The following is a 23,934-nucleotide window of genomic DNA, read 5'->3' as shown; positions in this document are numbered from 1 at the left end:
CACTCAGCATCACGGCGCTCATGGTTCTGAGCTTCACCGCCAACGCGGGCGGTCTCTGGGCGATCCCGCTGGTGGTCCTCGGCATCGCGGCCTTCTTCGGCTACGTCTGGTCCCTGGCGAGCTACCGGCCGAACGGCGGGCGGTGGGTGGTCGTCCCCGCGATGGCGCTCTTCTTCGCCAGCCTCGTACTCGGCAACATCGGCGGTCACTCGCTGTGGCTCAGCGCGTTCGGCGAAACGGTGCGGTGCAACGTCGTCGAGGTGCAGAGCCACAAGCACACCCGAAGCCCCACCACCTACAGCAACACGCTCGACTGCGGCGGCCGGCAGCTGTCCTACCGGCCCACCACGGGCCACGAGGTAGCGGACGTGGGCGCGCGGCTCAGCGTCGTGGTGGACAGGACCGGGTTCGTCAGCAACCTCGAAACGGCCAAGGTGAACCTGGGCCACTCCCTGCTGTTCCCGCTGGGGCTGCTCGTCAACGCCGCCTTCATCGCCTTCGTGGCCCGGCGCCCCGTCCGCGAACCGTGAAACCCGTCGTCGCGTTGTGCGTCGTCCTGCTCGGCGTCGTCATCGCGGGTTTCGTGATCGCCCTCCCGGTCCCCGAAGCGCTCTTCGCGGTGCTCATCGTGGTCCTGAGCCTGCCGCTGTCCGGCTACCTGATGGCGAAGGCCAGGCCGGGCACCACGGCCGTGCTGGCGGCGCCGATCGCGGTTCTCGTCGTCGCCGCGCTCAGCGGCACCGGCGGGCATTCCCTGTGGCTCACGGTCTTCGGTGAGAAAGCGAGCTGGGCGGTCACCGCGGTCAACACGCACGTGGGGCGCCGCTCGCCGACCAGCTACAGCAACAGCCTCGCGTGCGGCGCTCACCGGGTCGAGGTGCACACGCCGTCGAGCGGCAAGGTCAACCAGCCAGGTGTGCCGACCGCCGCAACGACCGCGGTCGCGTTCGTCCTGATGGTGCTGCGCTGGCCCCGAAGAGAACCGCGAGCACCCAACAAGCAAAAGATCCGCAACGACTTCCTGTAGCTAAGACACGGTCACGCGCAAGATCGCTCCAGCGCGTGACCGTGTGCCCTCCCCACGGGAAAACATACGACCGTTCAACCCCGGCAAGAGCGAACGGCTACTTATTGGCCAGCATTTGGCAACTCGGAGAAGTCTCCCGCGCCGGAAGCGGGCAGGCTCTAGGAAACCCTGCGAGCGGTCGCGAAGCGAGGCCGGCCCGCCAGGTCGGTGTGGTCGGCGACGTCGGTCAGCACCCGGCGTGCCGACAGCAGTGCCGGCACCGACTCGCCCTGCGTGTCGTCGTGCTCGATGCCGACGGAACCGCCGGGGCGCAGCCACCGCGCGGCCGCCGAGACGACGTGGCGGATCACGTCCAGGCCGTCCGCGCCGGAGAACACCGCGTGGTGCGGGTCGTGCACGCCCACCTCGGGTTGCACCGGCGTTCCCTCGGGGACGTAGGGCGGGTTGCACACCACCAGGTCGACCGTGCCGTCCAGGTCGGGCAGCAGCGACGGGTCGGTCGCGTCGCCGTGGTGCAGCCGGATCGGGGTGTCGCCTGCTGCCGCCCGCGCGTCGGCGTTGCGGCGGGTCCACGCAAGCGCTTGCGGGTCCAGTTCCACCGCGTGCACCACGGCGTCCGGGCGGGCTGCGGCGATCGACAGCGCCAGGGCGCCCGTGCCCGTGCAGAGGTCCATGACCACCGGGGTGGGCACTCCCGCCACGGTCTTCAGGGCCCACTCCATCAGCAGCTCGGTCTCCGGCCGCGGCACGAACACCCCGGGCCCGACCTCGACGGAAATGGCGCCCATCGGCGCCCAGCCGAGGATGTGCTGCAACGGGATGCGCTCGGCGCGGGTTCGGACGAGCTTGTGCAGCTGGTCGACCACCGACGGGTCGACCAGCGGGATGAGCGGCAGCCGCCCGCGCTCCACCCCGAGCACGTGCGCGGCCAGGTACTCCGCGTCGACGCGGGGGCTGTCCACCCCCGCCTCGGCCAGGACCTCGGCCGCCTCGGAGATCGCGAGGCGGAGCGGCTGCCGGTTCATCGTCGAGGACATCGAGGAGAAGCTACCTCAGAAGTTGATCATGTGCCCGGCCAGGCCGTGCACCGCTTCCTTGACGGCTTCCGAGAGGGTCGGGTGCGCGTGGACGTTGCGCGCGACCTCGTGGACGGTGAGGTCCCACTGCTGGGCCAGCGTGAGCTCGGGCAGCAGCTCGGTGGCCTCGGGGCCGATGATGTGGCCGCCGAGCAGCTCGCCGTGCTTGCCGTCGCTGATCAGCTTCACGAAGCCACCGGGCTCGGCGAGGCCGTGCGCCTTGCCGTTCGCGGTGAACGGGAACTTCGCGACCTGGACGTCGAAGCCCTTCTCGCGGGCCTGCTTCTCGGTGTAGCCGAAGGAGGCGATCTGCGGCTGGCAGAACGTCGCCCGCGGGATCATCACGTAGTCGAGCTCCATCGTCTCGGCACCCGCGATGGTCTCGGCGGCGATGATGCCCATCGACTCGGCGGTGTGCGCGAGCATCAGCTTCGCGGTCACGTCGCCGATGGCGAAGATGTGCGGCACGTTGGTGCGGCCGCGGCCGTCGATGTCGATCGCGCCGCGCTCGGTCAGCTGCACACCGGTCTTCTCGAGGCCGTAGCCCTCGACGCGCGGCACGAACCCGATGGCCTGCATGACCTTGTCGGCTTCCAGGACCTCCTCGGCACCGTTCTTCGACACGGTGACGCGGACCTTCTCGCCCGACTCGTCGATCGACTCGACCCGCGTGCCGACGCGCACGTCGACGCCCAGCTTCTTGTAGCGCTTGAGCAGCTCGGCGGACACCTCTTCGTCCTCGAGCGGCACCATCCGGTCGAGGAACTCGACGATGGTGACCTTCACGCCGTAGTTGTGCATGACGTACGCGAACTCGACGCCGATGGCGCCCGCGCCGGCGATGATGATCGACTCGGGCAGGTCCTCGGTCATGATCTGCTCTTCGTAGGTCACGACGCGGTCGGACTTCTGCGTGTTCGGCAGCATCCGGGTCGTGGCGCCCACGGCGATGATCGCGTGGCCGAAGGTGATCGTCTCGTCCCCGACGGTCAGGGTGTGGTCGTCGGTGAAGTCGGCCCACCCGTTGTACTCGGTGATGCCGTTCTTCTTCATGAGGAAGTGCACGCCCTTGACGCGCCCGTCCGCGACCTTGCGGCTGCGCTGCCACGCCGCGCTGTAGTCGAAGCTGACGGTGCCGTCGACCTTGATGCCGAACGTCTTCTGCTCGTGCGTGAAGAGGTGCGCGAGCTCGGCGTTGCGCAGCAGCGCCTTCGACGGGATGCAGCCGACGTTCAGGCAGACGCCGCCCCAGTACTTCTCCTCGACGATGGCGGTCTTCAGCCCGAGCTGAGCCGCACGGATCGCGGCGACGTACCCGCCGGGACCCGCACCCACGACGACGACATCAAAGTGTGCGCTCATGAGCACACCCTAGGTCCCGAGCTGCTCCTGCAAGAACTCGACGGTCCGTTTCCACGCGTCCCGCCGCGCGTGCGCGGTGGCCTGCGGAACACCACCACCCGAGAAGGTGACGCCGGGTCCCGGATAGGTCACGTCGGTGGCGGGACGGTGCGGCGGGCCCGCGATCAGGTGTCCTGCCTCGGGATACACGACGTGCTCGTACGGGAACGGGTGGTCGTGGTCCTTCAGCCGCCGCAGCGCGACCTCGCTCAGCTCGGCCGACGGCCACGAGTCGTCGTGGCCGGACGAGATGAGCAACACACCCCCGGCGATGTCCTCGACGCGGATCTCCGCGTCCTCCGGCACGCCGTCGGTGGTGTCGAAGGCGAGCCTGAGCGGCACCGGTTCGTCGTTGACGATCCTGGCGCGCAGCTCCTCGCCGATGTCGTAGGGCAGGTACGGCAGCGGCTCACCCCTGTGCGTCCACGACGCCGCCTCGTGCGACAGCTTCTGCAGCAGGTTCGCGCCCGGACCGATGCCCTGGGTCACCACACCGCTGCCCACCACGCTCACGACCGCCTTGACCTGCGGGAACGTCGCGCCGAGCAGCAACGCGAGCTCGCCGCCGCGGGAACCGCCGACGACGCCGACCGCACCGGCGCGCTCGCCCAGGTGCTCGATCGCCTTGCCGAAGTACTCCAGCGGGATGTCGACGAGGTGGTCCGGCAGGCCCTTCACGCCGAAGTAGCCGAGGGCGAACGTCACGAACCCGTGTGCGGCCAGGAGAGCCGCGTCGGTCTCGTGCAGGCCGCCCTCGGAGCCGCCCAGCACGAGCACGCCGGGGAGCTCGCCACCGTCGGCCTCAGGGGCGAACAGCGTGCCCACGAGACCGTTCTCGCGGACCTCGACGCGTTCGACGCCCTCGGGCACCCCCAGCCGCCGCAGCTCGACCTCGCCGGCGCCGTCCACGGACAGGCACGTGGGACCGGGCTTGCCGCCGGTGCGTTCGAGGGACCAGAACAGGCCCATCGCGTCGACACCGGTGTAGGTGCCCTCGACCGGGGCGTGCCGGGCCAGGTCCACGACACCGCGTTCGTCGGCGCGGAAGACGCCGTGGGACGCGCGGTCACCCGTGGACAGCTGCACGGTGACCTCGGCGTCGGGCGGCAGTCCCGTGACGACGATGCCGACCGGCTGGTCGAGGGGCGCCGCCTCGGGGTCCACCAGGATCTCGGCCACACCGCGCCCCTCTCACGTCGGATTACCCGCCTGCGAGCCGTTCTGCCCGGTCAGCGGCGGCGAGTGCGTCCACCACCGCGTCCAGGTCTCCGTCGAGCACCTGGTCCAGGTTATGCGCTTTGTACCCAACCCGGTGATCGGAGATGCGCGATTCGGGGAAGTTGTAGGTCCGGACCCGCTCGCTGCGGTCGACGGTCCTGATCTGGGTGCGGCGGGCGTCGCTCTGCTCCTGCGCCTTCTGCTCCTCGGCGAGCGCGGCGAGGCGCGACTGCAGGACCTGCATGGCGCGCGCCTTGTTCTGCAGCTGGCTGCGCTCGTTCTGGCAGGAGACGACGATGCCGCTCGGCAGGTGCGTGATGCGCACCGCGGAGTCGGTGGTGTTGACCGACTGGCCGCCCTTGCCGCTCGACCGGTAGACGTCGATGCGCAGGTCCTTCTCGTCGATCTCGACCTCGGCGGTCTCCTCGGTCTCCGGGAAGACCAGGACGCCGGCGGCGGAGGTGTGGATGCGGCCCTGCGACTCGGTGACGGGCACGCGCTGCACCCGGTGCACGCCGCCCTCCCACTTGAGCCGGCTCCAGACGCCGTCGGGGGTCGTGGCCTTCGCCTTGATGGCCACCGTGACGTCCTTGAACCCGCCCAGGTCGGAGTCGGTGCCGTCGAGCATCTCGACCTTCCAGCCCTGGCGCTCGGCGTACCGCGTGTACATGCGCAGCAGGTCGCCCGCGAACAGCGCGCTCTCCTCGCCGCCCTCACCGGACTTGATCTCCAGCAGCACGTCGTCGGCGTCGTGCGGGTCGCGCGGCAGCAGCAGCTCGGTGAGCTTCTCCTCCATCTTGGGGAGCTGCTCCTCGATCTGCTTGGCCTCGTCGGCGAACGCCTGGTCCTCGCTCGCGAGCTCCTTGGCCGCCTCCAGGTCGCTCTTCGCCTGGTCGATCTCCCTGGCCGCCTTCACGATCGGCCCGAGCGCGGCGTAGCGCTTGCCGAGCTTGCGCGCCCCCGCCTGGTCAGCGTGCACGGAGGGATCGGCGAGCTTCTTCTCCAGCTCGTCGTACTCGGCGAGCAAGCTGTCCAGCGACTGCGACACGTCTCCTGCTTTCGGTTCAGGGTGGCCTGGAAACGGCGACGGCGCCCGCCCCGGCCGGGTGGCCGAGGTCAGGCGCCGTGAAAGCAGCTACTTGTTGCGCTTGCCGTAACGCGCCTCGAAGCGCGCGACGCGACCGCCGGTGTCCAGGATGCGCTGCTTGCCCGTGTAGAACGGGTGGCAGTTCGAGCACATCTCGACGCGAACCTCGGACGCCGCGGTGGTGCTGCGCGTGGTGAAGCTGTTACCGCAGCTGCAGGTCACCTCGGTGACCGTGTACTCGGGGTGGATGCCAGTCTTCAAGATCTTGTCCCTTTCAAGGATGGCCGCCGGGTCCCAGTTTGTGAACGGGTGAACCGGAGCCGGACTCGACCGTTTAGTTTGCCAGACCGTTCAACACGTGCAAAAACGCGGTTGTTCCCGCGACGGCCACGACAGGCCCGGGGTGCCTGAGGTCACAACCGCTCAACCTCACTGGTACGCCGTTCGGCGCAAGGTGTGGCCGTTGGGCTGGATACGGCTCCACGTTGTTGGACGTATTCCATCAGACTGTGTGCCGTGTTCTGCACCGTCGATCGGCAGCTGAGCTGGCGCCTGTGGCTGGCCGTGCCGTTCCTGTTCGCCGCAGCCGTGTTCGGCCTGATGGGGTCGGCAGGGCTGGTCACCGCGTCCTTCGGGACCGTGCCGCTGTCCTCCGTGGTGTGGGGTGCCGGCGTGGCGGTCGCGGCTGCCGTGTCCCGCGGGGTGCGCTGGGCGTCCCGGTGGCAGCGGACCTGGGTGCGGTGGCCCTGGCTCGCCGCGGTGCTCGCCGGTGGTGTGGGCGTGGGCGGCGTCGAGGTCTCGGCCCTGGGTGCCGCGGTCGTCGGCGTGCCGGTGCTGCTGGGGCTGGTCGTGCAGTGCCTGCTGCGGCAGGACGAGGGAACGGCCGCGTCCAACTGCCGTTGAGCACGGACGGCACGTGGTTCGGCATTCGAGTGAACAGACGCGGAAAGGCCCCGGTGACCAGCACCGGGGGCCTTTTCACGTGAAACTCGCGCGGGTCAGTCCTGCTCGGCGCCCGGCGTCGTCTTCGCCACCTGCATCAGGAACTCGATGTTGGTGCGGGACTTGCGGAGCCGGTCGAGCAGCAGGTCGATGGCCTGCTGGCCGTCCAGGGCGTGCAGCACGCGGCGGAGCTTGTGCGTGACCGCCATCTCGTCCGGGGAGAGCAGCAGCTCTTCCTTGCGCGTGCCCGAGCTGTCGACGTCGACGGCCGGGAAGGTGCGCTTGTCGGCGATCTTGCGGTCGAGCTTGAGCTCGGCGTTGCCGGTGCCCTTGAACTCCTCGAAGATGACCGAGTCACCGGCGGAGCCGGTCTCGACCAGCGCCGTCGCGATGACGGTCAGCGAGCCGCCGCCCTCGATGTTGCGGGCAGCGCCGAGGAACCGCTTCGGCGGGTACAGCGCCGTCGAGTCGACACCACCGGACAGGATGCGGCCGGAGGCCGGGGCAGCCAGGTTGTAGGCGCGGCCCAGGCGGGTGATCGAGTCGAGCAGCACGACCACGTCGTGGCCCATCTCCACCAGTCGCTTCGCACGCTCGATGGCGAGCTCGGAGATGGTGGTGTGGTCCGACGGCGGGCGGTCGAAGGTCGAGGCGATGACCTCGCCCTTCACCGAGCGCTGCATGTCGGTGACCTCTTCCGGACGCTCGTCGACGAGGACGACCATCAGGTGGCACTCGGGGTTGTTCTTCGTGATCGCGTTCGCGATCGACTGGAGCACCGAGGTCTTGCCGGCCTTCGGCGGCGACACGATCAGGGCGCGCTGGCCCTTGCCGATCGGCATCACCAGGTCGATGACGCGGGTGGTGAGGATGTGCGGCTCGGTCTCCAGGCGCAGGCGCTCGTTCGGGTAGAGCGGCGTCAGCTTGGTGAAGTCCGGGCGGTTGCGCGCCTCGTCCGGGTCCAGGCCGTTGATCTTGTCGACGCGGACCAGCGGGTTGAACTTCTGGCGCTGCTGCTCGCCGTCGCGCGGCTGGCGGACGGCGCCGGTGATGGCGTCACCGCGGCGCAGGCCGTACTTGCGGACCAGTGACAGCGAGACGTAGACGTCGTTCGAGCCGGCCAGGTAGCCCGACGTGCGGACGAACGCGTAGTTCTCCAGCACGTCCAGGATGCCCGCGACCGGCAGCAGGACGTCGTCGTCGCGCACCTCGGTCTCGCGGTCAGGACGCTCGACGCCCTCGCCACGGCCACCGCGGCGGCGGCGGTCGCGGAAGCGGCCACGACGGCCGTCGCCGTCGTCGTCCTGCTGGCCACCGCCCTGGCGGTCGTTGCGGTCGCCCCGGTCACCGCGGTCACCGCGGTCGCCGCGCTCACCGCGGTCGCGGTTGCGGTCACGGCCGCCCCGCTCGCCCCGGTCGCCGCGCTCACCGCGGTCGCCACGGTCCTGGCGCTCGGAACGCTCACCGCGTTCAGAACGCTCACTGCGGTCGGAACGCTCAGCGCGGTCGGAACGTTCGGAACGCTCACCGCGGTCGGAACGCTCGGCGCGTTCGCCCCGGTCAGGGCGCTCAGCGCGCTCCTGGCGCTGCTCCTGCGGCTGCTGCTGGCCCTCGGCCACCTCGCCGCCCCCACCGCGGCCGGAACGGCGGCGGCGGTTGCCACGGCGACCGCCCTCCTCGGAGGAACGACCCCCGTCCTCGGCTCCGGCGTCGACGGCAGCGGCGGCAGGCTTCTCCGCGGCTACCTCGAGCTGCTGCTGAACAGGCTTTTCGGCAGGCTTCTCGGCCACCGGCTGCTCCGCGACGGGAGCCGGCTTCTCAGCGGCCTGCTTGGGGGCCCGCGCCGGCTTCTCGGCTTTCGCGGCCGGGGCACCGGAGCCCTGCTTCTCCTTGATGGCCGCGATCAGGTCGCCCTTGCGCAGACCAGCGGTTCCGGTGATGCCCAGCTGGCCGGCGAGCTCACGCAGCTCGGCGAGCACCATGCCGGACAGACCCGCGCGGCGGCGCGGCGTCGTGCCGTTCGAAGGGGTGGACAGAGCGGTCTCCTCGGCTCCAGAACCAGAAGCAGCTGCGACATCGCTGCTCAGCAAATCGGTGTTGCTCACACATGTCCTTCCTGACCAGGCCCCGCCTCCTACGCGGCCCAGCGGACCCGCCCTCCCGCTTCAACTGGGGAACGGCGGTCAGTCCGATGCAGACGGAAGCACACACCGCTTCCGGCAAGCACGGGACTTTTGTCAGGTCACACGGCGATCGGGTGCCTCTTTTGCGTCCGCCCCGCCCGCACGGCACAGAGCCAGAACACAAAAGGATTGCGACCCGGAACGAGTGTCCGGGCGCGACACCGGCGCCCGTGCGCGCGGTGACTGATCGCCCCCGAGGGTAGACGCCGGTCCTCCGCTGTGCAACAACCGGGGTCGGGCGTGTCAGTCCAATGGACGAACGCGCACGCCAGAGGCGTCGACGTCGAGTCTGCGCACGTCGAAGCCGTGCACGTCGACCTCGTCCGGAACGTCCCCGAACGCGATCACGGTGGGTCCCGCACCGGACACGCAGGCGGGAACCCCGAGCTTGCGGAGATCGTTGATCACTCGAACGGTGTCGGGCCACGCGGGCTCGCGGTAGTTCTGGTGGAGGCGATCCTCAGTAGCGGCAAGGAGAACCGAGGGGTCCGAGGTCAGCGCGTGCACCGCCAGGGCGGCCCGCCCCGCTGCGTGCGCGGCGTCAGCGTGCGGCACCTCGGCCGGAAGCAGGCCGCGGGTGGTCTTGGTGGACGACTCCTTCGACGGGACCAGCACGACCGGCCGCACCCGTGCGTCGGCGTCCGCCCGGACCGCACGGTAGCGCTCGCCCTCCGACCACGCGATGACGACACCGCCGTAGAGCGAGGCGGCGACGTTGTCCGCGTGCCCCTCGAACTCGGCGGCGATCTGCAACGCGTCCGCGTCCAGCTCGCGACCCGTCAGGGTGAAGCCGGCTGCGACACCCGCCACGATCGCGGCAGCCGAAGAGCCCAACCCGCGTGCGTGCGGAATCACGTTGTGGCACTTCAGGGCAAGGCCACCGGAGTAGCCGGCGGCGCGGACGGCCCGCACGACGAGGTGCGACTCGTCGAGCGGGACGTCACCCGATCCAGCGCCCTCCACGACCACCGAGAGGCCCTCGGCGACCGTGACCTCGACCTCGTCGTACAGGCCGAGGGCCATGCCCAGCGCGTCGAACCCCGAACCGAGGTTCGCGGTCGACGCGGGGACGGTGACGACGAACCTCACGCCAGCTCCAACGCGTGCGCCACGGCACCGGGGTCGACCGGGACCGGCTCGACCTCGGTGGTGCCGAGCAACGCGGTGTCGGGGTCCTTCAGGCCGTGTCCCGTGACGGTGCACACAACCGTCGAGCCCTTCGGCAGCCGGCCGTCCTCGGCGGTCTTCAGCAGACCGGCGATGGACGCCGCCGACGCGGGCTCCACGAAGATGCCCTCGGACGAGGCCAGCAGCCGGTAGGCGGAGAGGATCTGCTCGTCGGTGACCGCGTCGATGAGGCCGCCCGACTCGTCACGGGCGTTGACCGCGCCGGTCCAGGAGGCCGGCGACCCGATCCGGATGGCGGTCGCGATGGTCTCCGGGTTCGGCACCGGCGCACCGCTCACGAGCGGTGCGGCACCGGCGGCCTGGAAGCCGAACATCTTCGGCAGGCCCCGGTCGTAGGACGTGTAGCCCTTCCAGTACGCGGTGATGTTGCCCGCGTTGCCGACCGGCAGGCAGTGCACGTCCGGGGCCTGGCCGAGCACGTCGCAGACCTCCCACGCGGCGGTCTGCTGCCCGACGAGGCGCACCGGGTTGACCGAGTTCACCAGCGTGACCGGGTACTCGGCCGCGGTCTTGGAGGCGAGCTCCAGGCAGTCGTCGAAGTTGCCGTCGATCTGCAGGATCCGCGCGCCGTGCATCACGGCTTGGGCGAGCTTGCCCATCGCGATCTTGCCGCTGGGCACCAGCACGGCCGCCGTCAGGCCAGCCTTGGCCGCGTAGGCCGCGGCGGACGCCGAGGTGTTGCCGGTGGAGGCGCAGATCACGGCCTTCAGGCCGGACGCCAGCGCGTACGTCATGGCCACGGTCATGCCGCGGTCCTTGAACGAGCCGGTCGGGTTCGCGCCCTCGACCTTCACCCACACGTCGCAGCCCGTGGCCGCGGACAGCCGCTGCGCGTGCACCAGCGGCGTGCCGCCCTCGTGCAGCGTGACGACCTCCGCGCCCTCCGGGATCTCGATGCGGTCCCGGTAGGCGTTGATGAGACCGGGCCAGCCAGCTCTAGCGCTCACTCTTCGCCCTCCACCCTCATGACGCTGACGACGTCCCGCACCACGGGGAGGCCACCGACTTTGTCCACAGTGGACCGCAGCGCGGCGTCGGTCGCCGCGTGCGTGACGATCACCAGGCTGGCGTCCTCTGTCCGGCCCTCCTGGCGCACCGCGGCGATGCTCACGTCGTGCTCGGCGAACACGGCGGCGACCTGCGAGAGGACACCCGCCTTGTCCGCCACGTCGAGGCTGATGTGGTAGCGGGTGGGCGTGTTGCCCATGGGCTGCGCCGGCAGCGCCGCGTAGGCCGACTCGCGCGGACCGCGTCCGCTCGCGACCTTGTTGCGCGCCACGGCGACCAGGTCGCCGAGCACCGCGCTCGCCGTCGGGGCGCCACCGGCGCCCTGCCCGTAGAACATCATCTCCCCCGCCGCGTCGGCCTCGACGAACACCGCGTTGAACGCGCCGTTGACCGAGGCCAGCGGGTGCGTCCTGGGGATCATGGCCGGGTGCACTCGAACCGCGACTGACTCCTGACCGGACGGCGAGACGACGCGCTCGCAGATCGCGAGCAGCTTCACCGTGCGGCCCAGGCCCTTGGCCGCCGCGATGTCGGCGGCGCTGACCTGGCGGATGCCCTCCCGGTACACGTCCGCGGCCGTCACGCGCGTGTGGAACGCCAGCGACGCGAGGATCGCGGCCTTGGACGCGGCGTCGAACCCGTCGACGTCGGCGGTCGGGTCGGCCTCGGCGTAGCCCAGCCGCGAGGCCTCCTCGAGCGTCTCGGCGTAGCCGGCGCCCGTGGCGTCCATCGCGGACAGGATGAAGTTCGTCGTGCCGTTGACGATGCCCATCACACGCGTGATCCGGTCACCCGCCAGGGACTCCCGCAACGGGCGCAGCAACGGGATCGCGCCCGCGACGGCCGCCTCGAAGTACAGGTCGGCGCCCGAGCCGTCGGCGGCCTCGAACAGGTCGGAGCCGTGCTCGGCCAGCAGCGCCTTGTTCGCCGTCACGACGGACTTGCCGTTGTGCAGCGCCTCCAGCAGCAGCCCGCGGGTGGGGTCGATGCCGCCGATGACCTCGACGACCACGTCCACGTCGTCCGACTTCACCAGCGCGGACGCGTCCGTCGTGAGCAGGTGCTCCGGCACCTCGCGGTGCTTGTTCGGCCTGCGCACCGCGATCCCGGCGAGCTCGATCGGCGCGCCGATGCGGGCGGCGAGGTCGCCGGCCTGGTCCGTCAGCAGCCGGACCACTTCCGTGCCCACCGTGCCACATCCCAGCAAGGCGACCCGGATGGGTTTCGCTTCCGGCACCGTTCATACCTCCAGACGGAACAGGTCGTCCTCGGTCTCGCGGCGCAGCAGCAGCCGCGCCTCCCCGTCGGTCACCGCGGCGAGCGCGGGCCTCGGGAGTCGGTTGTACCCGCTCGCCATCGAGTAGCAGTAGGCCCCCGTCGCAGCGACGGCCACCAGGTCGCCCGGCGCGAGGTCCTCGGGCAGCCAGCAGTCGCGCACGACGATGTCGCCGGCCTCGCAGTGCTTGCCCACGACGCGGCAGAGCACGGCGCGCGCATCGGGCTCTGCGGTCCTGGACACGAGCCTGCAGTCGTAGACCGCGTCGTACAGGGCGGTGCGGATGTTGTCGCTCATGCCGCCGTCGACGCTCACGTACCGGCGGCGCGCGCCACCGTCGAGCTCGACGTCCTTGATCGTGCCGACCTCGTACACGGTGACCGTGCCGGGGCCGACGATCGCGCGGCCGGGCTCGACCGCGATGCGGGGCATCTCCAGGCCGCTGTGCTCGCACTCCTTCTGCACGATGTTGTGCAGCTGCCGCGCGAGCTCCGCCGGCGGGGGCGGGTCGTCGTCCGGGGTGTAGGCGATGCCGAGGCCACCGCCGAGGTCGACGGTGGTCAGCGAGCCGATCTCGCCGTGCTCGGAGCGGATCTCCGCGAGCAGGCCGATGACGCGGCGGGCGGCGACCTCGAAGCCGGAGGCGTCGAAGATCTGCGAGCCGATGTGGCTGTGCAGGCCGACGAGCGTGAGCCCGCTCGCCTTCAGCACCCGGCGCACGGCCTCGGCTGCGTCGCCGGAGGACAGCGAGAAGCCGAACTTCTGGTCCTCGTGGGCGGTCGCGATGAACTCGTGGGTGTGCGCCTCGACGCCGACCGTGACGCGGATCAGCACCGGCTGCACCACACCGCGGTCGCGTGCGATCTGGTCGAGTCGCGCGATCTCGTGGTAGGAGTCGACGACGATCCCGCCGACGCCCGCCTCGACGGCGGCGACCAGCTCGGCGACGCTCTTGTTGTTGCCGTGCAACGCGATGCGCTCGGCCGGGAACTCCGCCCGCAGCGCGATGGCGAGCTCGCCGCCGCTGCAGACGTCGATGGAGAGGCCTTCCTCGGCCACCCACTTCGCGATCTGCACGCTCAGGAACGCCTTGGAGGCGTAGTGCACGAGCGTCGGGTCGCCGAACGCCTCCGCGTGTTCGCGGCAGCGCGCGCGGAAGTCCTGCTCGTCCATGACGAACAGCGGGGTGCCGTACTGCTCGGCGAGCCCGCGCACGTCCACGCCCGCCAGCTCCACGACGCCGTCGGCGTTGCGGGCGGCGTTGCGCGGCCACACGTTCGGGTGAAGGTGGTCGAGCTGGTCGGCGGTGGAGGGGCGGTCGCCGGCGGTGCTGCCGGGGACGAGGACGTCGGCGTGCCGGGGACCGGCCGGGTGCGCGCGCATCACATGCGCTCCGGGGCGGTCACGCCGAGCAGGCCGAGGCCCGCGGCGAACACGCGCCTGGTCGCGTTGACGAGCTGAAGCCTGACCTGGTGCAACGGAGTCGTCTCCTCATCGCCGCGCGGGAGCACGCGGCAGTCCTGCTGGAAGCGGTGGTACGTGCCCGCGAGCTCTTCGAGGTAGCGGGCGACGCGGTGCGGTTCGCGCAGCTCGGCGGCGGTGGCCACCACTCGCGGGAACTCGCCGATGGTGCGGATGAGGTCACCCTCGCGCTCGTGGGTGAGCAGCGCGAAGTCCCCACCGGGGGTGATGCCGAGGTCGCCGGCGTTGCGCAGGATCGACGACGTGCGCGCGTGGGCGTACTGCACGTAGTAGACCGGGTTCTCGTTGCTGTGCTTGCGCAGCAGGTCGAGGTCGATGTCGAGGCCGGAGTCGACCGACGAGCGGACCATGGCGTAGCGCGCGGCGTCCACGCCGACCGCGTCGACCAGATCCTCCATCGTGATGACGGTGCCCGCGCGCTTGCTCATGCGCACCGGCTGGCCCTCGCTGACGAGGTTCACGAGCTGGCCGATCAGCACCTCGACGCTGTCCGGGTCGTCACCCAGGGCGGCCGCCGCGGCCTTGAGGCGCGCGACGTAGCCGTGGTGGTCGGCGCCGAGCATGTAGATGCACAGGTCGAAGCCCCGGCCGCGCTTGTCGACGAGGTAGGCGATGTCACCGGCGATGTAGGCCGGGTTGCCGTCGCTCTTGATGACGACGCGGTCCTTGTCGTCGCCGAAGTCGGTGGAGCGCAGCCACCAGGCGCCGTCCTCCTCGTACAGCGAGCCGGTGGCCTTGAGCTTCGCGACCGCCTCGTCCACGCGACCGCTCCGGTGCAGCGAGTCCTCGTGGAAGTAGACGTCGAAGTCGGTGCCGAACTCGTGCAGGCTGCGCTTGATCTCGTCGAACATGAGCCCGACGCCGACCTCGCGCACCGTCTCGGGGTCGGTGAGCGCACCCGGCTCGCGGCGCAGCACCTCGGCGGCGATGTCGCTCACGTACGTGCCCGCGTAGCCGTCCTCGGGCGCGGGCTCGCCCTTCGCGGCGGCGATCAGCGACCGGACGAACCGGTCGATCTGCGCGCCGGCGTCGTTGAAGTAGTACTCGCGGGTGACCTCGCCGCCGCGGGCCCGCAGGATCCGGCCGAGCGCGTCGCCCACGGCCGCCCAGCGCGCGCCACCCAGGTGGATGGGGCCGGTCGGGTTCGCGGAGACGAACTCCAGGTTGATCCGCTTGCCCTTGAGCTCGTCGCCGGTGCCGTAGCCGTCGCGCAGCGCGTCCTCGACGATCGCGCCCTGGGCCTCGGTGGCGATGGTGAGGTTCAGGAAACCCGGTCCGGCGACGTCGGCCCGCGCGATGGCGGACTGGGTGCGCAGGGCCTCGGCGAGCCACGTGGCGAGGTCGCGCGGGTTCACTCCGACCTTCTTGGCCAGTTGCAGCGCCACGTTCGTGGCGTAGTCGCCGTGCTCGGGGTTGCGGGGTCGCTCGACCGTGACCTGTGCGGGCGCGGCGGCGGTGTCCAGGCCTCGTTCGGAGAGCAGCCGGGCAACCGTGGTCCGAACCAGATCGGCGAGCGCGTCAGGGGTCACGAACGATGAGTCTAGAGAAGCGTTGTCGCAGGTCTCGACCGGGTTACCGGGTCTCGGAGGGTGAGACGGCAAGTGTTAACGCGCACGTGGTATCGCACTGCCCTGACAGTGACCAGACACGTTGTCCCTACACTGGCGCCGGTTGACCAGGACGACATCTGAGGCGGACATGACCAGCGGCAAGAAGACGAAGGCCACACGCAACAGCGTGGCCGCAGCCCGTTCCTCGGTGGTGGGGAAGAAGCCCAAGCCGTGGGGCACGATCATCGCGGTAGTCGCCGTGCTGGGCCTCGCCGGCGGCGTCTTCGGCTACGCGTACTCGCAGATCCACGAGCAGAACGTCAAAGAGGCCGCCCTGGCCAAGTGGAAGCCCTCCGACACGAACAAGGACCCGTCGACGCAGCTCGCGGGCATCGTCGTGAAGGAGTACAAGGGCTCCCGCCACGTCGAGGCGACCCAGCGCGTCGCCTACGACCAGACCCCCGCGTTCGGCGGCCCGCACGACGGCCAGTGGGCCGACTGCACCGGTGTCGTCTACGACAAGGCCGTCCGCACCGAGAACATGGTCCACGGCCTCGAACACGGCGCCGTGTGGATCGCGTACAACCCGGACCAGGTCAAGGACGACGTCCTGGGCAAGCTCAAGCCCAAGGTCGAGGGCATCCCGTACATGATGATGTCGCCGTACCCCGGTCTCGACAAGCCGATCTCGCTGCAGGCCTGGGGCCACCAGCTGAAGGTCGACACCGCCGACGACGAGCGCATCGACCAGTTCATCTCCTCGCTGCTGCGCAACGCCAACACCTACCCCGAGGTCGGCGCGTCCTGCGAGAACACGGCGTTCCTGTCGAACCCGGCCCCGTTCGTGGCCGAGAAGCCGGGCGCCGACGCCGTCCCGATGGACGGCGGCAAGGACGACTCCGCCACCGAGGGCCAGCCGAACGCCAGCACGCCGCCGTCGGGCTCGGTCTCGACGCCGCCGTCCAGCTGATGCCGGACACCTCCGACGAGGTCGTGGTCGTGGGCTCCGGGCGTCCCTCAGGCGTCGCCCGGACCCTCGTCATCACCGCAGCCGTCCTCGCCGTGCTCCTGCTCGGCGCGGCCGTCGGCCTGCTGGTGAAGCTCCCCGGCTCCTCGTCCACCGGCAGCGCCCCGGCCTCGGGCTCGGTCGACGTCGGCTTCTGCCAGGACATGGCCATGCACCACCTGCAGGGCATCCAGATGGCCAACATCGCCCGCGACCGCTCCACGGACCCCGACGTCCGCCAGCTCGCCTTCGACATCGCCTCCACCCAGCTCGAACAGGTGGGCCGCATGAAGGGCTGGCTGATGATGTGGAACGAACACGAGCAGAACGTCTCGGGCGTCTACATGACCTGGATGAACGACGCCGGCATCCACGGCCACGGCGCCACCACCGCCGAGCCGGGCAAGCCCGCCATGCCGGGCATGGCCACCACCGAGGAGCTCGCCAAGCTCCGCTCCCTGACCGGCCGCGACCTCGACGTGTACTTCCTGCAGCTGATGCTCCGCCACCACGTCGGCGGCGCCCCGATGGCCGAGTACGCCTCGACCCGCGCGGGCCAGCCGGCGGTGCGCACGCTCGCGGAGAACATGCTGAAGTCGCAGTCCTCGGAGACCGAGCTGATGAAGGACTACCTGGCGAAGCGCGGAGCCGCACCGCTGCCGTAGCCCTGGTCGTCCCTCCAGGCCGTCCCCTCCTTCGCGGGAGGGGGCGGCCTTTTGCGTTGGCCGTCGGGCCGTTGAGGACCGGCTTTCACCCTCCGGACCGGTGGACATCCGCCTACCCCTGAGTAACGTGGGTCACACCCCTACTCGGAGGTAACCATGACCGTCGACGAGCGCGCGGCCAGACAGGTCGCCGAGCAAGCCCGAGAAACCCGCTGGCAGCGACCGAGCTTCGGCAAAGAGCTCTTCCTCGGCCACTTCCGCGTCGACCTCATCCACCCCCACCCGCAAGGCAGCCGGGAGGACCGGGAGCGCGGCGAGGCGTTCCTCGCGAAGCTCCGGGAGTTCACCGAGGCGCACGTCGACAACGCCGTCATCGAGCGGGACGCGCGGATTCCCGACGACGTGCTCAAGGGGTTGAAGGACCTCGGCGCGTTCGGCATGAAGATCAAGCCGGAGTACGGCGGCGTCGGCCTCACGCAGGTCTACTACAACAAGGCGCTGATGCTCGTCGGCAGCGCCAACCCGGCGATCGGCGCCATGCTGAGCGCGCACCAGTCCATCGGCGTGCCGCAGCCGGTGGCCATGTTCGGCAACGAGGAGCAGAAGCGGGAGTTCCTGCCGCGGTGCGCCAAGGGTGAGATCACCGCGTTCCTGCTCACCGAGCCGGACGTCGGCTCCGACCCCGCCCGGCTCGGCACCACCGCTGTGCCCGAGGGCGACGACTACGTGCTCAACGGCGTGAAGCTGTGGACCACCAACGGTGTTGTCGCCGACCTCCTGGTCGTCATGGCGCAGGTGCCCGGCAAGGGCATCACCGCGTTCGTCGTCGAGGCGGACGCGGAGGGCATCACCGTGGAGAACCGCAACGCGTTCATGGGGTTGCGGGGGCTGGAGAACGGCGTCACGCGGTTCCACGACGTGAAGGTGCCCAAGAAGAACGTCATCGGCAAGGAGGGCGCGGGGCTCAAGATCGCGCTCGCCACCCTCAACACCGGCCGGCTCAGCCTGCCCGCCCTCTGCGCGGGCAGCGCCAAGTGGTGCCTCAAGATCGCGCGCGAGTGGAGCACCGAGCGGGTGCAGTGGGGGTTGCCGGTCGGCAGGCACGAGGCCATCGCGGGCAAGATCGCCTACATCGCGGCCACGGCCTACGCGCTGGAAGCGGTGCTGGACCTCAGTTCCGAGCTCGCGGACGCGGGCAGCCACGACATCCGCATCGAGGCCGCGCTGGCGAAGCTCTACGCGTCGGAGAAGGCGTGGCTGGTGGCGGACGAGCTGGTGCAGGTGCGGGGCGGGCGCGGGTACGAGACGGCGGAGAGCCAGGCGGCGCGCGGGGAACGGGGGGTCGCGGCCGAGCAGGTGCTGCGGGACCTGCGGATCAACCGGATCTTCGAGGGCTCCACCGAGATCATGCACCTGCTGATCGCGCGCGAGGCCGTGGACGCGCACCTCAGCGTGGCCGGCGACATCATCGACCCCGACGCCGACCGGCAGGCCAAGGTGAAGGCCGCGGCCAAGGCCGGCGGGTTCTACGCGAAGTGGTTCCCGACGCTGGTCGTCGGCAAGGGGCAGAGCCCGGCGGGCTACGCGGAGTTCGGGCCGCTGGCCAGGCACCTGCGGTTCGTGGAGCGGGCGGCGCGCAAGCTGGCGCGGCAGACGTTCTACGCGATGTCGCGGTGGCAGGGGAAGCTGGAGCGCAAGCAGCGGTTCCTCAGCCGGGTCGTGGACATCGGGGCCGAGCTGTTCGCGATCAGCGCGACGTGCGTGCGGGCGGTGCAGGACCGGAATCCGGACGCCCAGCTGCTGGCCGACGCGTTCTGCAAGCAGGCGCGGGTGCGCGTGGACGAGCTGTTCGAGCGGCTGTGGAAGAACACCGACGACACCGACGTGGCGCTGGCCACCCAGGTCATGAACGGCCGGTTCACCTGGCTGGAGGACGGCGTCGTCGACCCGTCCACCCCCGGCAGCTGGATCGCGGACTCGGCGCACCGGGAGTCGACGGCGGAGAACGTCCACCGCCCGACTCCGCGCTGAGCCGTCCGTCCGTTGCTGCACGGGGCAGGTTTGGTGGTGCGGGCGCGGCACCTGCCCCGTGCACGGCCGGTAGGGGGCTACGTCCCCCGCATCCCCCTACCGGCTCCCCTTGCAACGGAAGGACACAACACCCTCCAGGAGGAGGTTCTGGTAACGCTAAGCCACAAACGGCAGTTCACGGATACGACAAATGAGTGAATTACCAGGTGAGGCACCCTCAACTACTCTCAGAGAGTAACTTCGAAGACCAATTCACGAGCGGTCCTCGGTCCCGTCGCGACCACGGACGCCACCGCGGCCCGTTCGAACCGTCCGCCCCGCACACCGTGAGAGCGATCCCAGCACCGGTCGCTGCGTGGGCCGCCGGTTCGGTCACCGTGTCGCGCGGGAGAGGACAGGTTCGAGGACAAGTTCCGCCCCGCGCCTTGACAACGATGTCAGGTGCAGAAACGCTGCCTCGCGAACGGGGCAGGCAAGGCGGCGGCGGGAAGGGTTGCAATGAGGCAACTGGGGAAGAGACGGACAACCACTCTGTTGAGCGTCGCGATCACTGCGACACTGGTGTGCGGCGTCACCAACGGCTACGCGGCCGCCGCACCAGAGGAGTCGGGAGTGGGCTTTTCGTCGTCCTTTGAGGACGGTCAACCGCAACCAGCGTGGGCGAACGCGGTCGAGACCGACGCGGCGGGCAATCCCAAGGCGTCCGGCGTGATCGGTTCCGACGGCTCGGGCATCCCCGGCAACGTCTCCGACGAGGTGCTGGAGGTCAAGGCCAACGGTGAGAACGCGGACTCGGGCGAGGTGAAGGAGAACCTCGTCGACGGCAGCGTCAACACCAAGTGGCTGGTCTTCGCCACCACCGGCTGGGCGTCGTTCCGCTTCGCCGAGGCGCAGACGATCCGCAGGTACGCGCTCTCGTCGGCCAACGACTCCCCCGAGCGCGACCCGAAGAACTGGACCCTGCAGGGGTCGGACAACGGCACCGACTGGACCGTCGTCGACACCCGCACCGGTGAGGCGTTCGCCGAGCGCTTCCAGACCAAGACCTACGACATCGCGGCACCCAAGGCGTTCACGCACTACAAGCTCGACATCACGCTGAACAACGGCTCCACGAACATCGTGCAGCTCGCCGAGGTGCAGCTCTCCGACGGTTCCACCACCCCGCCGCCGCCGAACATGCGCAGCGTGGTCGGCAACGGGCCCACGGGTGGCTACGCGGCCAAGGCGCGGGTCGGCTGGACGGGCGTGAAGTCGTTCCGCTTCCAGGGCCGTCACACCGCCGAGGGCCGGGCGTACAGCTACAACAAGGTCTTCGACGTCGACGTGAAGGTCGAGCCGCGGACCGAGCTGTCGTACATGATCTTCCCGGACTTCGTGACGGACAACCTGAGCTACCCGAGCACGTACTCGTCGGTGGACCTGGCGTTCTCCGACGGCACCTACCTGAGCGACCTCGGGGCGGTGGACCGGCACGGCGCGGTGCTGTCGCCGCAGGGCCAGGGCGCGGGCAAGTTCCTCTACACCAACCAGTGGAACAAGGTCGCCTCGACGATCGGCGCGGTCGCGGCCGGCAAGACGATCAAGCGGGTGCTGGTCGCCTACGACGGTCCGAAGGGCCCGACGGAGTTCGGCGCCTGGGTCGACGACATCCGCATCGGCGACGTCGTCGAGAAGCAGTACGCGAAGCCGTCGGACTACGTGCTGACCACGCGCGGCACGAACTCGAACGGCTCGTTCTCGCGCGGCAACAACTTCCCGGCCACCGCGGTGCCGCACGGCTTCAACTTCTGGACCCCGATGACCAACGCGGGCTCCACGTCGTGGCTGTACGAGTACCAGCAGCGCAACAACGCGCAGAACCTGCCGACGCTGCAGGCGTTCACGGCCTCGCACGAGCCGAGCCCGTGGATGGGTGACCGGCAGACGTTCCAGGTCATGCCGTCGGACAAGGCGCCGACGCAGGACCGCGCGCTGCGGGCGCTGCCGTTCAAGCACGACAACGAGGTCGCGAAGGCGCACTACTACGGCGTGACCTTCGAGAACGGCCTGAAGGCCGAGATCGCGCCGACCGACCACGCGGCGGTCTTCCGGTTCACGTTCCCGGACCAGGGCGAGAAGAACCTCGTGTTCGACAACGTGAACAACCTCGGCGGGCTGACCCTCGACGCCGCCGCCGGCGTCGTCACGGGCTTCTCGGACGTCAAGAGCGGCCTCTCCACGGGCGCCTCGCGCCTGTTCGTCTACGGCGAGGTCGACAAGGCCGTGACGGCGAGCGGGAAGCTCACCGGCTCCGGCAGGGACGCGGTCGGCGGCTACTTCTCGTTCGCCGACAAGACCGTGCAGCTGCGCATCGCCACGTCGCTGATCTCCGTCGACCAGGCGAAGTCGAACCTGCGGCAGGAGGTCGGCGGCTCCGACACGTTCGAGTCGGTCCGGGACCGCGCGCAGAACGCGTGGGACGAGGTGCTCGGCATCCTCAGCGTCGAGGGCGCGTCCGAGGACCAGCTGATCACCACGTACTCCAACATGTACCGGCTCTACCTCTACCCGAACTCGGGCTTCGAGAAGGTCGGCGACAAGGTCCAGTACGCGTCCCCGGTGGCGCCCGCGACCGGTCCCTCGACGCCGACGCGGACCGGCGCGAAGGTCGTGGACGGCAAGATCTACGTCAACAACGGCTTCTGGGACACCTACCGCACGACCTGGCCCGCCTACAGCCTCTTCACGCCGTCCAAGGCGGGTGAGATGGCCGAGGGCTTCGTCCAGCAGTACAAGGACGGCGGCTGGATCTCGCGCTGGTCCTCCCCCGGCTACGCCGACCTGATGACCGGCACGAGCTCCGACGTGGCGTTCGCGGACGCTTACCTCAAGGGCGTGGGCAACTTCGACGCCAAGGCCGCCTACGAGGCCGCGGTGAAGAACGCGTCGGTGGTGCCGCCGAGCAGCGGCGTCGGCCGCAAGGGCATGGACCGGTCGATCTTCCTCGGCTGGACCGGCAACGACCAGCTGCACGAGGCGTGGTCGTGGGCGATCGAGGGCTACCTCAACGACTACGGCATCGCGCAGATGGCGAAGGCGCTGCACGAGAAGACCGGTGAGAAGCGGTACCTGGAGGAGCACGAGTACTTCCTCAACCGCTCCCTCAACTACGTGCTGACGTTCGACAAGAGGATCGACTTCTTCCAGGGCCGCAACGTCGACGGGTCGTGGCGCGTCGAGGACCCGGCGAAGTACAACCCGCAGGACTGGCGCTATGACTACACCGAGACGAACGGCTGGAACATGGCGTTCACGGTGCCGCACGACGGGCAGGGCCTCGCGAACCTGTACGGCGGGCGGGACGCGCTGGCGAAGAAGCTCGACCAGTTCTTCACCCTGCCGGAGACCGCGAAGTTCCCCGGCGGCTACGGCGGCGTCATCCACGAGATGATCGAGGCGCGGGACGTGCGGATGGGCCAGTACGGCCACTCCAACCAGCCCTCGCACCACATCGCCTACATGTACGACTACGCCGGTCAGCCCGCGCGGACGGCGGAGAAGGTGCGCGAGATCATGGCGCGCCTGTACGTCGGCAGCCAGGAGGGCCAGGGCTACGCCGGCGACGAGGACAACGGCGAGATGTCCGCGTGGTACCTGTTCTCCGCGCTGGGCTTCTACCCGCTGCAGATGGGCAAGCCGGCCTACGCGATCGGCTCGCCGCAGTTCACCAAGGCGACGGTGAACCTGGAGAACGGCAAGAAGCTGGTGGTCAACGCGCCCAAGAACAGCGCGAAGAACATCTACGTGCAGGGCGTCAAGGTCAACGGCAAGCCGTGGAACAAGACCTCCCTGCCGCACGACGTCCTCGCGGCCGGCGCGACGATCGACTTCGACATGGGCCCCGCCCCGTCGAAGTGGGGCACGGGCGCCGACGACGCACCCGAGTCGATCACCAAGGGCACCGAGGTCGCCACGCCGCTGCGCGACGTCTCCACCGGCCTGTCGGTGGAGACGTTGTCGGACAACAACTCCGCGACCTCCGCGACGGTCCGCACGGTCGACCTCAAGCCCGCCGACGCCAAGGAGAAGGCGGAGTTCTACACGCTGACCAACGCGAAGACCGGCGCCTCGCCCTCGTCGTGGGAGCTGAAGGCCTCCTACGACGGCAAGACCTGGGCGACCGTCGACAAGCGCAGCGGTGAGAACTTCCAGTGGCAGCAGTACACCCGGTCGTTCAAGATCGCCTCACCGGGCCGGTACGCGTTCTACCGCCTGGAGTTCAGCGGCGACGTGGCGCTGGCGGAGTTCGAGCTGCTGTCGAAGCCGCTGCGGGCTGCCACCACCACGGTGACCGGTGCGGTCAGCGGCCCGCTGCAGGTCAGCGGCGTGACCCAGGTGGACGGAGCCACGATCAGCGGCCCGGTGACCGTCGCCCGCGGCGCCACGCTGTACGTGTTCGGCGGCGAGATCAAGGGCCCGCTGTCGGCCGCGGACGCCGCGTCCGTGGTCCTGGTGGGCACCAGGGTCAGCGGCCCGGTCTCGGTGAACGGCTCCTCGGCCGAGGTGGCCGTCGAGAACACGGCGGTCGGCGGCCCGGTGTCGCTGACGGGCAACAGGGCGGGCTCCGTGGTGGCGTTCTCGACCGTCGGCGGACCGTTGTCCTGCACGGGCAACACCCCGGCGCCGGTCAACAACGGCTTCCCGAACGACGTCAAGGGGCCGAAGGCAGGACAGTGCGCTGGGCTGTAACGCCCAACTGATCGGGAAAGGCCGCGTTCCGTCACGGAGCGCGGCCTTTCCCGTTCACCTGAA

At 70.0% G+C, this 23,934-nt stretch carries 18 protein-coding genes; 7 read left to right on the top strand and 11 right to left on the bottom strand.

Features of this window, described 5'->3' with window-relative positions:
- Nucleotides 1-20 precede the first annotated feature (20 nt).
- A complete protein-coding gene (locus ACZ7CF_RS20325) occupies nucleotides 21-530 on the top strand; it encodes a hypothetical protein (RefSeq protein WP_470370266.1) in 510 nt (169 codons plus the stop codon).
- On the top strand, nucleotides 527-1,027 hold the full coding sequence (locus ACZ7CF_RS20320; RefSeq protein WP_360395512.1) for a hypothetical protein: 501 nt from the start codon (nucleotides 527-529) through the stop codon (nucleotides 1,025-1,027). The genes ACZ7CF_RS20325 and ACZ7CF_RS20320 overlap by 4 nt, the downstream gene beginning before the upstream one ends.
- Before the next feature lie 158 nt (nucleotides 1,028-1,185).
- Here ACZ7CF_RS20320 and prmC read toward each other — a convergent pair whose 3' ends face one another.
- The 5 genes from prmC to rpmE form a co-directional block, all read right to left on the bottom strand.
- Nucleotides 1,186-2,052, bottom strand: coding sequence for a peptide chain release factor N(5)-glutamine methyltransferase (prmC, locus tag ACZ7CF_RS20315; RefSeq protein ID WP_470370290.1), 867 nt, complete (start codon nucleotides 2,050-2,052; stop codon nucleotides 1,186-1,188).
- A gap of 27 nt (nucleotides 2,053-2,079) precedes the next feature.
- Entirely contained in the window at nucleotides 2,080-3,465 is a 1,386-nt protein-coding gene (gene lpdA, locus ACZ7CF_RS20310; protein ID WP_360395510.1) for a dihydrolipoyl dehydrogenase, read from the bottom strand.
- Between the two features lie 9 nt (nucleotides 3,466-3,474).
- Nucleotides 3,475-4,683 carry an acyl-CoA thioesterase/bile acid-CoA:amino acid N-acyltransferase family protein gene (locus ACZ7CF_RS20305; protein WP_360395508.1) on the bottom strand — a complete coding sequence of 403 codons (1,209 nt, stop codon included), beginning with the start codon at nucleotides 4,681-4,683 and terminating at the stop codon, nucleotides 3,475-3,477.
- 22 nt (nucleotides 4,684-4,705) lie between these two features.
- On the bottom strand, nucleotides 4,706-5,770 hold the full coding sequence (gene prfA / locus ACZ7CF_RS20300) for a peptide chain release factor 1 (protein ID WP_360395506.1): 1,065 nt from the start codon (nucleotides 5,768-5,770) through the stop codon (nucleotides 4,706-4,708).
- An 87-nt stretch (nucleotides 5,771-5,857) separates the two neighbouring features.
- The gene (rpmE, locus tag ACZ7CF_RS20295; protein WP_065916458.1) at nucleotides 5,858-6,070 is read right to left on the bottom strand and encodes a 50S ribosomal protein L31; all 213 of its coding nucleotides are present in this window, start codon (nucleotides 6,068-6,070) and stop codon (nucleotides 5,858-5,860) included.
- 255 nt (nucleotides 6,071-6,325) lie between these two features.
- On the opposite strand from rpmE, the gene ACZ7CF_RS20290 reads away from it, so the two are divergent.
- Nucleotides 6,326-6,712 carry a hypothetical protein gene (locus tag ACZ7CF_RS20290; RefSeq protein WP_458430478.1) on the top strand — a complete coding sequence of 129 codons (387 nt, stop codon included), beginning with the start codon at nucleotides 6,326-6,328 and terminating at the stop codon, nucleotides 6,710-6,712.
- Nucleotides 6,713-6,807: 95 nt separating this feature from the next.
- Here ACZ7CF_RS20290 and rho read toward each other — a convergent pair whose 3' ends face one another.
- The 6 genes from rho to argS form a co-directional block, all read right to left on the bottom strand.
- The gene (gene rho / locus ACZ7CF_RS20285) at nucleotides 6,808-8,856 is read right to left on the bottom strand and encodes a transcription termination factor Rho (protein WP_470370265.1); all 2,049 of its coding nucleotides are present in this window, start codon (nucleotides 8,854-8,856) and stop codon (nucleotides 6,808-6,810) included.
- Between the two features lie 321 nt (nucleotides 8,857-9,177).
- Nucleotides 9,178-10,023, bottom strand: a complete 846-nt coding sequence (gene thrB / locus ACZ7CF_RS20280) for a homoserine kinase (RefSeq protein ID WP_470370264.1) — start codon at nucleotides 10,021-10,023, stop codon at nucleotides 9,178-9,180.
- Nucleotides 10,020-11,069 (bottom strand): threonine synthase, encoded by a 1,050-nt coding sequence (gene thrC / locus ACZ7CF_RS20275; RefSeq protein WP_360395500.1) that lies wholly within the window; start codon nucleotides 11,067-11,069, stop codon nucleotides 10,020-10,022. The genes thrB and thrC overlap by 4 nt, the downstream gene beginning before the upstream one ends.
- Nucleotides 11,066-12,367 (bottom strand): homoserine dehydrogenase, encoded by a 1,302-nt coding sequence (locus ACZ7CF_RS20270; protein ID WP_360395498.1) that lies wholly within the window; start codon nucleotides 12,365-12,367, stop codon nucleotides 11,066-11,068. Before ACZ7CF_RS20270 ends, thrC begins: the two co-directional genes overlap by 4 nt.
- 3 nt (nucleotides 12,368-12,370) lie before the next feature.
- Nucleotides 12,371-13,789, bottom strand: coding sequence for a diaminopimelate decarboxylase (lysA, locus tag ACZ7CF_RS20265; RefSeq protein WP_470370263.1), 1,419 nt, complete (start codon nucleotides 13,787-13,789; stop codon nucleotides 12,371-12,373).
- Nucleotides 13,789-15,417, bottom strand: a complete 1,629-nt coding sequence (argS, locus tag ACZ7CF_RS20260; protein WP_458430475.1) for an arginine--tRNA ligase — start codon at nucleotides 15,415-15,417, stop codon at nucleotides 13,789-13,791. Before argS ends, lysA begins: the two co-directional genes overlap by 1 nt.
- A 169-nt stretch (nucleotides 15,418-15,586) precedes the next feature.
- Between argS and ACZ7CF_RS20255 the strand changes: the two genes are divergently transcribed.
- The 4 genes from ACZ7CF_RS20255 to ACZ7CF_RS20240 all read left to right on the top strand — a co-directional run bounded on the left by ACZ7CF_RS20255 (nucleotide 15,587) and on the right by ACZ7CF_RS20240 (nucleotide 23,871).
- The gene (locus ACZ7CF_RS20255) at nucleotides 15,587-16,408 is read left to right on the top strand and encodes a DUF3105 domain-containing protein (protein ID WP_470370289.1); all 822 of its coding nucleotides are present in this window, start codon (nucleotides 15,587-15,589) and stop codon (nucleotides 16,406-16,408) included.
- Nucleotides 16,408-17,109, top strand: a complete 702-nt coding sequence (locus tag ACZ7CF_RS20250) for a DUF305 domain-containing protein (protein WP_470370262.1) — start codon at nucleotides 16,408-16,410, stop codon at nucleotides 17,107-17,109. The genes ACZ7CF_RS20255 and ACZ7CF_RS20250 overlap by 1 nt, the downstream gene beginning before the upstream one ends.
- A gap of 156 nt (nucleotides 17,110-17,265) precedes the next feature.
- Nucleotides 17,266-19,140 carry an acyl-CoA dehydrogenase family protein gene (locus tag ACZ7CF_RS20245; protein WP_470370261.1) on the top strand — a complete coding sequence of 625 codons (1,875 nt, stop codon included), beginning with the start codon at nucleotides 17,266-17,268 and terminating at the stop codon, nucleotides 19,138-19,140.
- 498 nt (nucleotides 19,141-19,638) lie between these two features.
- Nucleotides 19,639-23,871, top strand: coding sequence for a GH92 family glycosyl hydrolase (locus tag ACZ7CF_RS20240; protein WP_470370260.1), 4,233 nt, complete (start codon nucleotides 19,639-19,641; stop codon nucleotides 23,869-23,871).
- Nucleotides 23,872-23,934: the final 63 nt, after the last annotated feature.

The organism is Lentzea sp. NPDC036955, assembly GCF_055608005.1.
This window is presented reverse-complemented; position numbering and strand designations above follow the sequence as displayed.